The 14,823-nt window shown below is 58.8% G+C and carries 12 protein-coding genes and 2 pseudogenes; 7 read left to right on the top strand and 7 right to left on the bottom strand.

The window, feature by feature from the left end:
* Nucleotides 1-56 precede the first annotated feature (56 nt).
* Nucleotides 57-1,156, bottom strand: a protein-coding gene (locus tag SPHV1_RS03615; RefSeq protein ID WP_156367231.1) for an IS3 family transposase whose coding sequence is annotated in 2 segments (ribosomal slippage) — nucleotides 57-895 and nucleotides 895-1,156 — 1,101 coding nt in all. Because the reading frame shifts where the segments join, the coding sequence is not laid out codon by codon here.
* Between the two features lie 66 nt (nucleotides 1,157-1,222).
* Between SPHV1_RS03615 and SPHV1_RS03605 the strand changes: the two genes are divergently transcribed.
* Nucleotides 1,223-2,419 (top strand): type II toxin-antitoxin system HipA family toxin, encoded by a 1,197-nt coding sequence (locus SPHV1_RS03605; RefSeq protein ID WP_255352251.1) that lies wholly within the window; start codon nucleotides 1,223-1,225, stop codon nucleotides 2,417-2,419.
* Nucleotides 2,420-2,693: 274 nt separating this feature from the next.
* Here the strand turns inward: SPHV1_RS03605 and SPHV1_RS24255 are convergent.
* From SPHV1_RS24255 to SPHV1_RS25955, 5 genes and pseudogenes are all read right to left on the bottom strand, one after another.
* Nucleotides 2,694-3,141, bottom strand: a pseudogene (locus tag SPHV1_RS24255) (IS21 family transposase); the annotation flags it as partial.
* 478 nt (nucleotides 3,142-3,619) lie between these two features.
* Nucleotides 3,620-4,627 (bottom strand): GSU2403 family nucleotidyltransferase fold protein, encoded by a 1,008-nt coding sequence (locus SPHV1_RS03595; protein ID WP_054944703.1) that lies wholly within the window; start codon nucleotides 4,625-4,627, stop codon nucleotides 3,620-3,622.
* A gap of 116 nt (nucleotides 4,628-4,743) precedes the next feature.
* Nucleotides 4,744-4,963: pseudogene (locus SPHV1_RS25360) on the bottom strand (IS630 family transposase); the annotation flags it as partial.
* A 561-nt stretch (nucleotides 4,964-5,524) separates the two neighbouring features.
* On the bottom strand, nucleotides 5,525-7,561 hold the full coding sequence (gene rpoD, locus SPHV1_RS03590) for an RNA polymerase sigma factor RpoD (RefSeq protein WP_054944702.1): 2,037 nt from the start codon (nucleotides 7,559-7,561) through the stop codon (nucleotides 5,525-5,527).
* 317 nt (nucleotides 7,562-7,878) lie between these two features.
* On the bottom strand, nucleotides 7,879-8,589 hold the full coding sequence (locus SPHV1_RS25955; RefSeq protein ID WP_054944701.1) for a cold-shock protein: 711 nt from the start codon (nucleotides 8,587-8,589) through the stop codon (nucleotides 7,879-7,881).
* Nucleotides 8,590-9,174: 585 nt separating this feature from the next.
* Between SPHV1_RS25955 and SPHV1_RS25645 the strand changes: the two genes are divergently transcribed.
* Entirely contained in the window at nucleotides 9,175-9,360 is a 186-nt protein-coding gene (locus tag SPHV1_RS25645) for a transposase domain-containing protein (RefSeq protein WP_231634504.1), read from the top strand.
* Between the two features lie 188 nt (nucleotides 9,361-9,548).
* Here SPHV1_RS25645 and SPHV1_RS03575 read toward each other — a convergent pair whose 3' ends face one another.
* Nucleotides 9,549-10,037, bottom strand: coding sequence for an Lrp/AsnC family transcriptional regulator (locus SPHV1_RS03575; protein ID WP_139383968.1), 489 nt, complete (start codon nucleotides 10,035-10,037; stop codon nucleotides 9,549-9,551).
* Between the two features lie 389 nt (nucleotides 10,038-10,426).
* Between SPHV1_RS03575 and SPHV1_RS03570 the strand changes: the two genes are divergently transcribed.
* From SPHV1_RS03570 to SPHV1_RS03550, 5 genes are all read left to right on the top strand, one after another.
* Nucleotides 10,427-10,909, top strand: coding sequence for an Lrp/AsnC family transcriptional regulator (locus SPHV1_RS03570; RefSeq protein WP_197277631.1), 483 nt, complete (start codon nucleotides 10,427-10,429; stop codon nucleotides 10,907-10,909).
* Between the two features lie 126 nt (nucleotides 10,910-11,035).
* Nucleotides 11,036-11,698: a haloacid dehalogenase type II gene (locus SPHV1_RS03565; RefSeq protein WP_054944699.1), complete on the top strand. Its 663-nt coding sequence runs from the start codon at nucleotides 11,036-11,038 to the stop codon at nucleotides 11,696-11,698.
* 36 nt (nucleotides 11,699-11,734) lie between these two features.
* Entirely contained in the window at nucleotides 11,735-12,214 is a 480-nt protein-coding gene (locus tag SPHV1_RS03560) for an Lrp/AsnC family transcriptional regulator (RefSeq protein ID WP_255352250.1), read from the top strand.
* Between the two features lie 173 nt (nucleotides 12,215-12,387).
* The gene (locus SPHV1_RS03555; protein WP_054944698.1) at nucleotides 12,388-13,434 is read left to right on the top strand and encodes a phosphotransferase; all 1,047 of its coding nucleotides are present in this window, start codon (nucleotides 12,388-12,390) and stop codon (nucleotides 13,432-13,434) included.
* On the top strand, nucleotides 13,434-14,765 hold the full coding sequence (locus tag SPHV1_RS03550) for an aspartate aminotransferase family protein (RefSeq protein WP_197277630.1): 1,332 nt from the start codon (nucleotides 13,434-13,436) through the stop codon (nucleotides 14,763-14,765). Before SPHV1_RS03555 ends, SPHV1_RS03550 begins: the two co-directional genes overlap by 1 nt.
* The last annotated feature ends 58 nt before the right edge of the window (nucleotides 14,766-14,823 follow it).

Here is a 14,823-nt window from a genome sequence, read left to right as displayed (position 1 = left end):
TGAGCCTGGCCCCTTTTCTGGTCCGGCCATTGCGAGAAAGACCGGCTCTTTTTGCATCAGGGCAGGCTAGCCTGCCCTGATGCAAAAGCACGCTCCACTGGGGTTTGGTTGCCAAGGGAGCTATGAGGGCGGACATTGTTGTAATCGTGCCGCCAAGCTTCACATTTATGCCGGGCATCCGCCAAGCTCAAGAACCAGTTGGCATTGAGACACTCCGCCCTGATCCGGCCGTTGAATGATTCAGCGAACGCGTTGTCGGTAGGTTTGCCAGGCCTGCTGAAGTCGAGCACGACATCGTGCTGGTAAGCCCACAGGTCGAGATCCTTCGAGATGAACTCGGGTCCCTGATCGACCCTGATGCGCTGCGGCCGACCATACTGGATCGCGATCCGCTCGAGGGTTTCGACGACGTCGCTCCCCCGGTAACTGAAGCGGACATCGAGTGCCGGTGACAGTCGGGTGTAGTTATCGACGATCGACAACACCCGGATCTTGCGCCCATCGAACAACTGGTCGGACAGGAAGTCCATCGACCAGCATTCATTGGGCGCAGTTGCCGGAACCCGGTCCTCGCGCAGCTTGGCCTTCACCTTGCGCTTGGGTGTCTTGTTGCGCAGTTGCAGGCCCAGCTCCCGGTAAATCCGCCGGGTCTTCTTGTGGTTGATCTGCCATCCTTCCCTCCGCAACAGGACATGGATGCGCCGATAACCATAGCGCACCCGCGTCGCAGCAAGGTCCTTGATCCGCATTTCGAGACTGGCCTGATCGGGACGGCGGGACTTGTAGCGAACGGTTGCCCTGTTGGTCGGGAACACATCGCACGCCCGCCGTTCGGAGACACCGTAGCTGACCTGCATGTAGCCGACCAACTTACGGGCCCGATCAGGCCTTACATTTTTCGCTTGATGACGTCCTGCAGCATTTCCTTGTCGAGACTGAGGTTCGCCACCAGGCGTTTGAGCCGGCTGTTCTCTTCCTCGAGCTGCTTCAGGCGCTTCATCTCCGACGGCATCAGTCCGCCGTATTTGCTGCGCCATCGGTAATACGTCTGGATCGAGATCCCCGCCTTCCGGCAGACCTCCTCGACCGTTGTCCCGTCCTCCGCCTGCTTCAGTATGAAGGCGATCTGCTGCTCACTGAACCTGGACTTCTTCATCCCACGAATCTCCTGGCTGGCACTGGCCAAACCTAACCGAGAAATTCTCACATAAATCGGACCAGTTTGCCGGGCTCAGGTCAGTTGCCGCTGCGCAAGGCGGCCTATCGCGGGGCGCCCGTCCTCGCCGTCTTCGACAACCTGTTGCCCGATAACGCGCAAATACGTCGCCGCGTCGCGGAGCGCATTGGCGCGGAAGGCACGGATGTCTACAGCCTGCTCGCGCAAATCGGCCGCGATTGCGTCGGCGCGATGCAGTTCCTGCCCGAAGGCGAGGCCCCCGGCGCGGCGGATGCAATAGCCGGCGAGCCGCTCAACGATACGGACATCGAGGGCATCCTTGCGGACCTCAAGGGCGCGCCGCTCGGCATCGATCCCGCGCATGATTTCCGGATTTCGTTGGCAGGCGCGCAGGAGAAGACTGCATTGCTTTGGCACGACGGGCAATGGAAGCGTCCGATCGACACGACGCCCACGACGCATATTTTCAAGCCGCAACTCGGCGAGAAACCGATTTCGACGGGCATGGTCGACATGACAGCGAGCGCCGACAACGAGCACTACTGCTTGAAGCTGCTCGAAGCCTTCGGACTGCCTGTCGCGAGCACGCAGATCGCCACGTTCGGTTCGCGGCGCGTGCTGGTCGTCGAGCGCTTCGATCGCCAATGGCGGGAGGATGGCCGCTTGCTGCGCCTGCCGCAGGAAGACTGCTGCCAGGCACTCGGTTTTCCCACGACGCAGAAGTACCAGAGCGAAGGTGGCCCCACGGCCGAGGGCATCATGCATTTGCTTGAGGCCAGCGACGAGCCGGCAAAGGACCAGACGGCATTTCTCGCCAGCCAGATCATCTTCTGGATGATTGGCGCAATAGACGGGCATGCCAAGAATTTCAGCCTGTTTCTGAGGCCGAGAGGTGGGTTTCGGTTGACTCCCTTCTATGATGTGCTGTCGGTGCAGGGGGCAGTTGATCACGGCCAGCTCAACCATCGCAGCTTCCGCATCGCCATGTCGGTCGGGCGCAAGCGGCACTATCGGATGGATGAGATTGTCGGCCGGCACTTCGTGCAGACTGCAAAGGCAGCGGGCCTCGGCCCGACGATCATCCACCAGGTCGTGTCGGACATCATGGAAAAGGCAGAGGCGGGGGTCGAACAGGCGCTTGCTGCCATGCCGGCCGATTTTGCGAGCGACATACACGAAGCCGTGGCTGCTGCGTTACCGGCCCGGCTGCGCCTCCTTGAAACGGCATTCGCGGAAATCTGAGTCCGTGCGAATCGCGATCAGCCAATGGCGCTATTGGACAGGATCTGACGGTAGCCGCCAGATGCCATCGTACGTGCCAGCGCAATGTGCCGCTTGCACTGCGACTTGAGAGCCTCGTCCCGGCCGGGCCAATCGCCCTGCGCACGAGCGGGCCCAACACCATGATGCCAACGTCGCGAATGCTGAGGTGTTGGGTTGGGCGGCTCCCTCTTGTGAGTCTTGCAACGACATCACCTTGGCACATCGCGATGCCGTTAGGAGCCGTCCAACCCAACACCTCAATATGCAGGCGGATCCGTTCATCGCCGATCCAGACCCGGGCACCGCCAAAATCGATTTGCAGTTGATGGCCCGGAGGCGTTTCGAAGCGTACCGTCGCTCGCTTCTGCGCCTTCAACTCCCGGCGCCAGCGCTGAACCCGAAGCTCGACCGACCGCAGGCCAATCACGATCCCGTGCTCGCTGGCCAGCTCCTGACGCAGGACGTCGGCATTGCCGCCATGCCGGAAGAAACGTTCGCGCGGCCAGTCATCGAGCCCGTCGAATGCTGTCTTGCGCGTCGGCTTGTTGAAGGGGCCCGCACCACCCGCACGAAGATAGCGGCGGACGGTGTTGCGCGCGCAGCCAAACTCCTTCGAAAGCCGCTTGGCTCCCCAGCCCAGTTCATGCAGCCGCATCGATCGCGGCCACCTCCTCTGCCTGAAGCATTTCCTCTCCCTGCATCGACCTCAATCGTGCGGGAAACTATGAAACACTTGTCGTCATGCTGATCCGCCTGCCCATCCGCTATCCCCGAGACTGGATGACAGAACAGCCTCCATCCCCCTCGGGACAGCAATCCTACCGGTAACATTCTGCTTGAGGCAATGCGGGGTCAAATCCTCAGTTCGTTTGACAGGCAGCAAGCAGCAAGGGGCATCGGAGGATGCCGATGCGCCCAATGAATGGCGCGGGCGCGTCTGGAATCGGGAAGATGATTGATGGCGAATCGGTCATTGCGACAACTCGCTCGGTGACGCGAACCGTCATGATTACCACCGTAATCGGTTTAACGACCTTTCCCCCGGGCAGCCGAAAGCGGGGTGGCCCTATGGTAGGTTAATTCGCGAAAGGGCACTTTCGTGGGCCCGCCCCACGGTTTCCAGAGTAGCCCAGATCAGCGTGATCGTGCATGATGTTCCACGCGCACAAAGACCCTGCTTTACCAATCCGATGCGGGCCTCGTCATAGGTGTGTTGCGCTGCTCCCAAGCCTGCATCATCGGCTCAAGTTCGATTGGAATCTCCGATCGGAATGCTTCATCGAGCGGATAGTGCGGCATGGCAATCTTCACCGCTTCGAGCAGCGCATAGCCTTGGGCTTCGTCTTTCGGACGCTTGAGAGGATTGCGCTTGGCTTGCCTCGACATCCAGAGCTTGTGTAGCGCGAACCATCGCGGATCGGGCGCAACGATACGGGCTGGCGAACCGTCCCGGCAGCCCACGACCTGGTCGACCGGCCTGCCGAGGAGGAGCCATTCCTGTTCGGGAAGCGGCATCGGCCTTGGCCTGTCGGTATTGCCCAGTGCAGTATAGCGGGAAGGGGCCACCAGCAGCTCGACTTCGTAGGCCTTGGCGTTTCGGGCCTGGAAGTCGCGTTCGGTATTGATCGTGAAGGTCGAGTCCACGGCTTTGAGCATCGACCACACCAAGTCCTCATCCGCGCAATCGGCTTCGCGCACCCAAGCCAGATCAAAATCCTCGGTCTCGTCGGGCAGGGCAATCATTCCGTTGGCTTCGACCATGTAGGCAGCAATGGCATTTGTCCCGACAACCATCAGCGTGCCATCGAGGAGTTCGCGGCGATCGCATTCGCGCAGAATCGGACCGGCATCACTGGAGAGCAGCGGCAAGCGTAGCGCACGGTACAGCGCGGCGCTTTCGGCGAGAGCAGGCCGCAGACCGGCAATGCGCGCCTTCAGGGCTGTCTTGGCAGCATGGTACTCTTCGAATTGGTGCGTGTTTGCCTCGTCCATCGGACCCAGGCTCTTTCCGTTGCCGCCGCGGTCGAAGATCCGGTAGAGATAGTCCCGGCCGTTCACGGTCTTGCGGCGCAGGTCATAGGGCAAGCGCGCGAGTTCACGCTCGGCGTCGCGCCACACCTCGTAGCGCTGGCGAAGGTTGACCAGCAGCCGCGACTGCTCGGCGGAAAAGGGGCGGACGGTCGGCATGGGGGTTTATCCCACACAAAATCTAATCATGCAATATGTGGGATAAGTGGACGACAAGTGTTACGCCAAAGGTGTGCATCATTAAGTGAGATATTACATATGTTTAAGTCTAGCACCTAGTGGCCATGCCTGACCGCGGCGATGATTTCGTCGCGGTCCGCGGTCCATTGGAAGGGCTCTTGGGTTGTCGCGGCTATGCTCGGCGATGAAGCGGCTTGTGGCGGCCTGAAAATCGACCAGCGAATGAAAAACGCCGTGCTTCAGCCGGCGTTTGGCTAACTTGGCAAAGAAGCCTCCGACCGCATTCAGCCATGAGCAGGATGTCGGGGCGGAGTGAGGCCCTGGGGTCGGACAGTCATCAGGCTGCAGTTTCGACACTTGATTTGGCGTGTAACTCCTCGAACTGTTCTGGGCTCATGTAACCCAAGGCGGAACGCAACCGGCGTTGACTGCAGATGTGATCGATGAACCGTGGAAGATGGATGGCAACATCGTCGAACGTTTCGAATGCGATCGGGTAGGCAATAGCCGGACTGGCCGACGCCAGCAAAGCTGGCCCACGCGAAAGTGAAGCGCAAGTCCTACCCCAGAAATGGGGTGCTGCCGACCGGGCAGGCCGCCGCTGGGTGGCGTCGACGGAGAACCGCAACTTTGGCAGCGCGAGAACGAAGGCAGGCCAATGTTGCTTTCGACCCATTGACGGCGTTCCGAGGCCGACTTCTGTTCACCATGAGGCGACTGTCCAGTTCGAGCAGCTCTCGACTTAAACCGGCCGCTGATAGGAACGGTTCGATTGCTGCCGAAGGGGAAATTTGAGCGCCTAGCTGCCGATGCCCCGTATTGTAACGCATCGGCAGTGATCGGCCAGGATTAGGCGCGATGCCTGGCGGCCCGAGCCTAATCCAGGAACGCTCGCATGATGCGTGAACGGCTTGGGTGCTTGAGCTTGCGGAGCGCTTTCGCCTCGATCTGGCGGATGCGTTCGCGGGTAACCGAGAACTGCTGGCCGACTTCTTCCAGCGTGTGGTCTGTTGGCATGCCGATGCCGAAACGCATGCGCAGCACACGCTCCTCACGAGGCGTTAGCGATGCCAGCGTGCGAGTGATCATTTCCTTCAGGTTGGCCTGGATTGCCGCGTCCACCGGTATGACGGCGTTCTCGTCCTGGATGAAGTTGCCCAGGCTGCTGTCTTCCTCGTCGCCGATCGGCGTTTCGAGCGAGATGGGCTCCTTGGCAATTTTCAGAACCCGCTTCACTTTCTCAAGCGGCATCGACAGTTTCTCTGCCATTTCCTCCGGCGTGGGCTCGCGGCCCTGGTCATGGAGGAACTGGCGGCTCGTGCGCACCAGCTTGTTGATCGTCTCGATCATGTGGACCGGGATGCGGATCGTGCGGGCCTGATCTGCGATCGATCGCGTGATCGCCTGCCTGATCCACCAGGTCGCGTAGGTGGAGAACTTGTAGCCGCGGCGGTACTGGAACTTGTCGACCGCCTTCATCAGGCCGATGTTGCCTTCCTGGATGAGGTCGAGGAACTGCAGGCCGCGGTTGGTGTATTTCTTGGCGATCGAGATCACCAGACGCAGGTTCGCCTCGACCATCTCCTTCTTGGCAATGCGAGCTTCACGCTCCGCCTTCTGGACCATGTTGACGATGCGGCGAAACTCGGGAAGCGCCATGCCGGTAGCGGTTGCGATGTCCGAGACTTCCAACCGGATGCGCTCGGCAGGCTCAGCCTCGTTCTCGGCGAAGGCAGCCCACTTCTTGTCCTTCTTGGACATTTCGGCGACCCAGGTGTCGTCGAGTTCCCGGCCCGTATAGGCTTCCAGGAAATCGGCACGCTTCACCTTGTGGCGCTCGGCCAGGCGCAGCATCTGCCCGCCCAGCGTCGTCAGGCGGCGGTTGAAGGCGTAGAGGTTGTCGATCAGATACTCGATCTTGGTCGCGTGGAACTGCACCGATTCCACCTGTGCCGTAAGATCCTCGCGCAGTTGCAGGTACTGGTCTTCTTTTGCGGCCGGGAAATTGATACCCAAAGCCAGGGCGTCGAGCCGCTCGCTCTGCAGGCGTTCGAAGGTGCGGAACAGTTCGGTGATGAGTGCGAACTTTTCCAGCGCTTCCGGCGTAAGCGCGGCTTCCATCTGGCCGAGGGAGAGAATGTTGTCATCTTCCTCATCGTCCTCACCCCTGCGCTTGGGGATCGGATTGCCGTCCTCGTCGACTTCATCCGAGCTGTCCTCGCCGGAATCGTCATCTTCCTTGAAGGAAGGACCAGCGGTGGCTGCGGAAATCTCGCCGTCGCCTTCACTGTCTTCGCCCAGATTTTCCGGCTGGGGCTCTTTGGAGAGCATCGCGTCGAGATCGAGTATCTCGCGAAGCTGCATGTCGCCGTTGTTGAGCGCTTCGGACCACCCGATGATCGCATGGAAGGTCATCGGGCTTTCGCAGAGCCCCATGATCATCATGTCGCGGCCAGCTTCGATACGCTTGGCGATGGCCGCTTCACCCTCGCGGCTGAGCATCTCGGCGGCGCCCATTTCCTGCAGGTACATGCGGACCGGGTCGTCGGAACGCGCAAGCGAGTCGGTCTTGCGGGTCTCGCCGGGACGGCGCCGAAAGTTGCCTTCGCCGAACTCGGAGTCCGAACCGGACTCGTCATCGCGACCATCGACGGCCTCTACGCCGTCTTCATGCTCGCCTTCGTCATCGTCATCAGCATCGTTCTCGATGATCTTGACGCCCATTTCCGAGATCGCGGCCATGATATCCTCGATCTGATCGGTGGTCATCTGGTCCTGCGGCAGAGCGGCATTCAATTCCTTGACCGTGACGACGCCCTGACTTTTGGCGCGCGCGATGAACCGCTGGACCGAACCCTTGTGAAGGTCGAGAAGAGGAGAGTCGTTGTCGCCGCTGTGATCGTCGTTAGTCATGCAATCCGTTGTCGTCTCATTAGCTCTTCCATGACGATGGATCCGTCAGGACAAGGCTAGGTTATCAGATCAGTCACCTGACAAGGCCGCTGAGGAGCTACCTTTCAGGCAAGAGTTGAACCAACCCGGGTCTGTGGTTCAAGTGATGTGGCCGGGCATCAGTTCCAAGACAAAGCCGGCCCGCCCGCAGCCGGTCGAATGCGGCCAGGATCACGGCCTTCAACATAAGGCACATGCTTTCCGTTACCGATCACGATGCGATCCGGGAAAGCCGAAGGCAAGGCCATGGCCGCCTTCGGCAGCCATGGCAAAGTCCGTCAACGCTGGACCAGATTTACGGCAGACGCCTTGCCGCGCCTATCGATCTCGATCTCGAATTCAAGTTGATCGCCTTCGGAGAGCCCATGCAGACCGGAGCGTTCGACGGCGCTGATGTGTACGAACGCGTCGGGCTGGCCATCATCGCGCACAATAAAGCCAAAGCCCTTGGCGCCGTTGAAGAACTTGACCGTGCCGGTAGCCTTCTCGCCAGTCGACTGCCGTGGAGCCGGGGCCCGTTCGCGACGTTCGGCGACGATGACCTCACCGACGATGGACAAATCCGACGCGGAAACCTTGCCGTTGCGCTCGACCAACTGGAATTCCAGCTGCTGGCCTTCAGCCAGCGTTTCAAGACCGGCGGACTGCACGGCACTGATGTGCACGAAGGCATCGTCGCCGCCACTCTCAAGCTGGATGAAGCCGAAGCCCTTGTCCGGGTTGAAGAATTTCACGGTGCCACGACCCTGACCGACAACCTGGCCTGGCCCACCACGCGAACCGCCGCCGCCAAAACCGCCACCGCGTGATCCACCAAAACCGCCACGCTGGCCGCCGCCGAAGCGATCCCCGCCACCGCCGAAGCGATCCCCGCCACCGCCGAAGCGATCGCCGCCGCCGCCGAAGCGATCATTGCCACCGCCCCAGCGATCATCACCGCCACCAAACCGGTCGCGACCATTGCCGCGATTTCCCCTGTCGAATGCCATCTTTTTAAACACCTTAAGCTACGCTCGAAGAAATTCGTCCTCACGCGTGAACGTAGCACGCAAGGCCGCAGAATCCGTTTCAGGATGCAGGGACATATGGCGATAGCAGCGCAGCGCCCACTTGGCGACCAGAGATCTGCGATCGGATCGATGTATGACATGCAGGCGGCACTGTCGTGGCGATGGATGGCCGCTGCGGGCGACCCTTCTTTGCTGTCCCGAGGTCCGATCTGTCGAAGGGTAGGCGGACGCAAACCCGGACATGTGCGACCCGCGGATCAGCAGGAGATGAGCTTTGGGGATATCAGTTTCCGTTCCGCCCAGTTCCTTGTGAGTTGCGTTGCCGGCGCAGATATAGGGGCCGCCCATAGAACGTCGCGACCATGGTCGTCGGGATTTGCAGGGCGTCGTCGGAGCAAGGACAGGCCAATTCTCCCAATTGAGATGGCGATTGGCGTGAGGGAAGACCGGTCCCGCAAGCGGCGTTTTGCGGGAGGGATATCTGCCGGTTCTGACATTCACAGGTCTACACGGTCAGCACCCGTACGCTCGATCCGCCTGCTGGCGCTCAACCGAGAGAACGCGTTGTTCGCTGGCTCCGATCAAGGCTGCGGCAACCGGGCGGTCATCGCCAGGCTCATCGAGAACGGCACGATCTCTGGTATGAACCCGCACGTGAGGCTGGGTGAGACGCTCACGAAATTGCCCGCAGGTCATCCCGCCGACGGCGTCGGCGTCGGCGAACTCTTGCCCCGGACAGCTGTGAGCTGAAACACTGCTTGCGCATCAAGCTGCGCGCAGGACCAAAATTTCCCAATGGTCTGAGTGCCCATTGCTTTCATGTTTGGTGCGATCGGTTCCATGGCACTGCCCGACCCGTACAAAGGTTCCTTCCGTGCAGCCACTGAACGGTACCGTTGCGATCACGGTGAAATCAGGAGGTTCGCTACAGTTTTCAATCAGTCGCTGACGCAACCGAAGATTTGGTCAATAGGATAACCGTCTCGAACGATCGGGGAATCCAGAACGATGTAGCTGAAATATTTCTCTATTACCGAGTCCTTTTCGAGAAGAACCTCAATGATCCGCTGATAATGGCTTACGCTTCGCGTGATGATTTTGAGAAGGTAATCGTATCCGCCACTAACGTGATGACATTCAACGACTTCCGGGATCTTCCGCACGCAGTTGAGAAAGCGTTCAAAATCTGCGATGCGGTGATCTGTTAAAGTGACTTCCGTGAAGACCATCAGATAGTCACCCAGCCTGTCGAGATCAACGCGGGCACCGTAGGACTTGATATATCCCAATTCCTCGAGATTTTTCAGGCGACTGAGGCAAGGACTGGCGGAAAGTCCGATCGCATCGGCCAGCCGAACGTTCGTGGCGCGGCCATTCTTCTGAAGATAGGATAGTATCTTGAAGTCTAGCCGATCGAGCTTTCCCACTATCTTTCTCCATTGCGTCACGTGATGATGGTCTGTTTCTCGTTACCATCGGCAGCATGTGTCGATCGGTCTACCAGAAATTCTGCCGCATTTTATTCTGCCGGTGACGGCGAAAGGATGAGAAAACGCCTTCAATCGCGCTGTGAAGGGAGGATTTTATGCTGCACGGTATCGTACTGGTTTGGCGAACCTTGCGGAGATTAGTGCTGATGACCGGCAAGCCTGACATTTCCATCGTCCTGGGCGTTTCGATCGTATCTGTACCCAGTGCTACGAGGTCTATAATACCAGCACTGTCCCTGACCCTGCTCGATGCATGATGATGCTATGGCAGAATTTGGCGACCTGAAAACGCGGGATGAAACATCGAGTATCCTGATCAAGCGCAGATGACGGAAGTACACGCGATGCAACTCGACCGGATTGACCTGAAGATCATTCGCAGACTTCAAGAAGAAGGCCGGATCACGAACGTGCAGCTGGCCGAGGCTGTTGGCCTGTCCCCGAGTCCTTGCCTTGCGCGCGTAAAGAGGTTGGAAACAGCGGGGATCATCATAGGATATGAAGCGCAGTTCGATCTCGCAAAACTCGGCGATTTCGTGACGGCCTATGTCCAGATTATCCTGAAAAATCACAGACGGGCCGACGCGGAAAGATTTGAAAAGGCAGTTGTCCGCCATCGGGAAGTTGTCGAGTTTCACATGGTCAACGGGAAGTTCGACTATCTCATGAAGATTGTTGCGGCAGGCTATGACGGGCCGGCACGCATCCTGGAAGAACTCTGGCAAGCCGATCTGGGAATGCAAAGCTATTCGCTCTTCATTGTGTCCGGAATGCCGATTCGTAATGGGCCATTGTCGATTGCCTCCTGACATTCGGCGGAGTGGCTCTGCTGGACGAGAATATTCCACGCATTATGGCGATGACAGCATCATTCCCTGCTGATCGCGAATTAGCATTAGCCTTCTCAGACAATCGCAACCAAGGTTGGAAGGCAAATGTTCAGACCTAAATTCATCAGCTTCGACTGCTATGGCACCATGATCAACTTCATCATGGGGCCCACTGCGCGCGAGATATTCTCTGACCGGGTCGCCCCCTCCCTGATGGACAGCTTCATCGACTCCTTCCGCGCCTATCGCCTCGACGAGGTACTGGGTGCCTGGAAGCCCTTTTTCGATGTCATTGCCAACTCGATCGATCGTGCGTGTCGCAAGCACCGCATCTCGTACGAGATGAGAGATATCGAGGCGCTATATGCAGCCGTGCCGACATGGCAGCCTCATGCTGACGTTCCCGGTCCGTTGGGTCGGATTGCGGAGGAGTATCCTCTCGTCATCCTTTCCAACAGTATGGTCGATCTCATCCCGCATAGCGCGCGTAACATCGGCGTGCCTTTCCACGCGGTGCTGACGGCTGAAGAAGCCGGTGCCTATAAGCCCCTGATGAAGCCGTTCGAATATATGCTCGATCGGTTGGGCTGCGGTCCCGAAGACATGATGCATGTCTCCTCCAGCCCCCGCTACGACTTGATGACGGCCCACGATCTGGGATTTGGCGCCAAGATTTTCGTAGACCGCGGACACGAGCCGCCAACGGATCGTTATGGTTTCACCCGCATCGAGGATTTCAGCGAATTGCCAGCCTTGTTGGGACTTTGAGGACACGCCCGACGCGCATCATCCAGGGAGGGGCAAGTGAGATTGGATCCGATTGATCTGCAGATCATGACCGAACTCGAGAAGAACGGTCGCATGACCAATTCGCGTCTTGCAGAAAAAGTGGGCCTTTCACCAAGTCCCTGCTTGGCGCGCGTCGGTCGGTTGGAGCGAGCCGGTTATATCGTCGGATACAGGGCTCGGCTCAATGTTGCCAAGATCGCCGAATTGGTGACTGTGTTCGTTGAGATCACGCTTCAGGACCGGAGCAGGTCGACTGTGTCGCGGTTCGAGCAGAAGCTGAAAACGATCGATGAGCTTTGCGAATGCGCGCGCGTTAGTGGTGACTGCGACTACATCCTCAAGTTCGTGACGCGGTCGGTGACGCACTATTCCGAAACGATTATGAAAATCGTCGAGGAGAGCGGGCTGGTCGATCGATATTTCAGTTACTTCGTCGTCCGCAGCTTCGATCTTGGTGAGCGGGGCTTTCTTGACCGCATCCAATTGGCCGATTGATTGCCAGTCGAAAAAATGTCCCGGCAGGCTTTGATCCTTGGCTGATCCCATCGGCTGACAGCACGAATTCAGCACATCTTAGGGTGCGTCTCGACCTAGTTACGGGTCAGTCAGCGAAAGCGCGGTAAGTCGGCCTGCTGACCGCTTCTTCGCTTAAAAACATAGGTAAAAAGATGCTCATTGATCCTACGCTCACGACCCAGCCGCCGCAACTCACGGTGGCCGATGCGGAATCATTGGCCCAGCGCATCTATGGACAAGACCTGAAAGCCCACGAACTCACCGGTGAGCGCGATCGCAATTTTCGGATGGATGCCGTAGATGGCAGCCAGTATCTTCTGAAGGTGTCCAATCCGGCTGAGTCCCCGGAAATCGTAAACCTCCAGACGTGCGTCCTCGATCATCTTCGCCGGAATGCACCGACGCTAAATGTGCCCCATCCGGTAAAAACTGTCGACGGCATCTATGAAACGCCGATCGAGTTGGCGGATGGACGGGCAACGACCTTGCGCATGTTGACCTTCTTGCCGGGAATGCCGATCAGTTCATCCGTGCGTTCGACAACACAGCGTCAGGAGCTTGGGCGATGTCTTGCGCGGCTCGATCTGGCACTCCAAGGTTTCAGCCACCCGGCAGCCCAACACGATCTGCTGTGGAACGTTGCGTCGGCGCATCGTCTTAATGGCATGATCGAAAAGATATCCGATCCTGAGCGCCGCGCCCTGGTTCAGGAGTTCATGACGCACTACGAAGCGACCACATTGCCAAAGCTGGCTTCGCTTCGAGCGCAGGTCATCCATAACGATTTCAATCTTGGCAATGTCCTGGTCGATCCGGTCCAGAACGACGAGGTCATCGCAGTCATCGATTTCGGCGACGTGGTCTATGGACCGCTCGTTGGCGAAATTGCGACCGCCGCCGCCTATCAGCTTGGCAATGGCGACGATCCCATGCGCAGCGCCGCAGAGATGATCGGCGCCTATCATGAGTTGCTCCCGCTGGGAAATGCGGAGCTGGAGGTCATCTTCGATCTCATTGTCGCGCGGTTGGTCGTCACCGTTCTGATCACGGAATGGCGCGCCGAGCGCTATCCGGAAAACCGTTCCTACATCATGCGGAACAACGACCTCGCCTGGACGGGGTTGACGCATATAGCCAGCTTCTCTCGCAACGAGGGCAGCCAAAAGTTGCTGCAATTCTGCTCATCAGGAGTTCAATAATGACGATTGTGGATATGTCGTCCGTCAATGCCTTCGTCCCAGGGCGCGCCGAACTGACCGCGCATCAAGCCAGCATGATCGAGCAGCGTGATCGCCTGCTGGGTCCGGCCTATCGGCTTATGTATCAGAAGCCTCTCCACTTTGTGCGAGGCGAGGGTGTTTGGCTCTATGATCCCGATGGCCGCCGCTATCTCGACACGTACAACAACGTCGTGTCGCTGGGCCACTGTCATCCCGACGTGGTCGAGGCGATAACGAAGCAGGTCGCGACGCTCTGCACGAATACGCGCTACCTGCACGAAACCATACTGGAACTTGCCGATGGACTGCTCTCAACCGTCAGCGGCGGTCTGTCGCACATGATGCTGACGTGCTCGGGAAGCGAAGCAAACGATCTTGCCTATCGCATCGCGAAGGTTCGCACCGGCGGCACTGGCATTATCATCACTGAGACAGCCTACCACGGCATCACGGACACCGTATCGCAGTTCTCGCCGACACTGGGCGAAGCCGTTCCTCTTGGCGCCCACGTCCGCACCGTAAAGGCTCCTGCTGCTTATCGAAGCGGTCCGAATGTAGCCGATCGTTTCAGGCGCGACGTCGAGGCGGCGATCGCCGATCTCAAGCGCCACGGCATAAAGCCTGCCATGCTGATCGTGGACTCCATTTTCACCAGCGACGGAATCCTGCCGGAAGAGCCAGGCTTCCTGAAGGGGGCCGTCGAAGCGATCCGTGACGCCGGCGGCATTTTCGTCGCCGATGAAGTCCAGCCCGGATTTGGTCGCACCGGCAACCATATGTGGGGCTTCCAGCGGCATGGAGTCGATCCCGATATTGTCACCCTGGGCAAGCCGATGGGTAACGGACAGCCAATCGCTGGCCTGCTGACGCGACACGATGTCGTAGAGAAATTCGGGAGAAGTTCGCGTTATTTCAATACGTTTGCGGGCAACACCGTGTCTTGCGCAGCAGCAGTAGCGGTGCTGCAAGTCATCCGGCGCGACAAGATCATGGACAACGCGCGAGAGGTCGGAGCCTATCTTCTGGAGAAGGTCTCAGCGCTTCGTTCACGCCATGAGTGCATGGGGCACGTCCGTGGAGCGGGACTCTTCGTCGCTGCAGACATCAACGCCGAGAAGGCAATGCAGATCAGCAGCGGTGCGCTCACCGCCAGCGTTGTGAATGCGATGCGGGATGACGGTGTCCTCATCAGCGCCTGTGGTGAGGATCACAATATCCTCAAGATCCGCCCGCCGCTGATTTTCACCAGGGACAATGTCGATCACTTCGTCGAAGTGCTGGACAAGGCGCTGGAGGCATCGACCAGGTAACTGTCTAACTGGTCCAAACATTGCGTCCGGCCGCCGCAAGCTTGCAACGGCGGCCGGG

Origin of the sequence: Novosphingobium sp. KN65.2, from assembly GCF_001368935.1 — a bacterium.
GTDB classification, from domain to species: Bacteria; Pseudomonadota; Alphaproteobacteria; order Sphingomonadales; family Sphingomonadaceae; genus Novosphingobium; species Novosphingobium mathurense.
The sequence above is the reverse complement of the archived record's forward strand: the minus strand, read 5'-3'. Positions and strand labels throughout refer to the sequence as shown.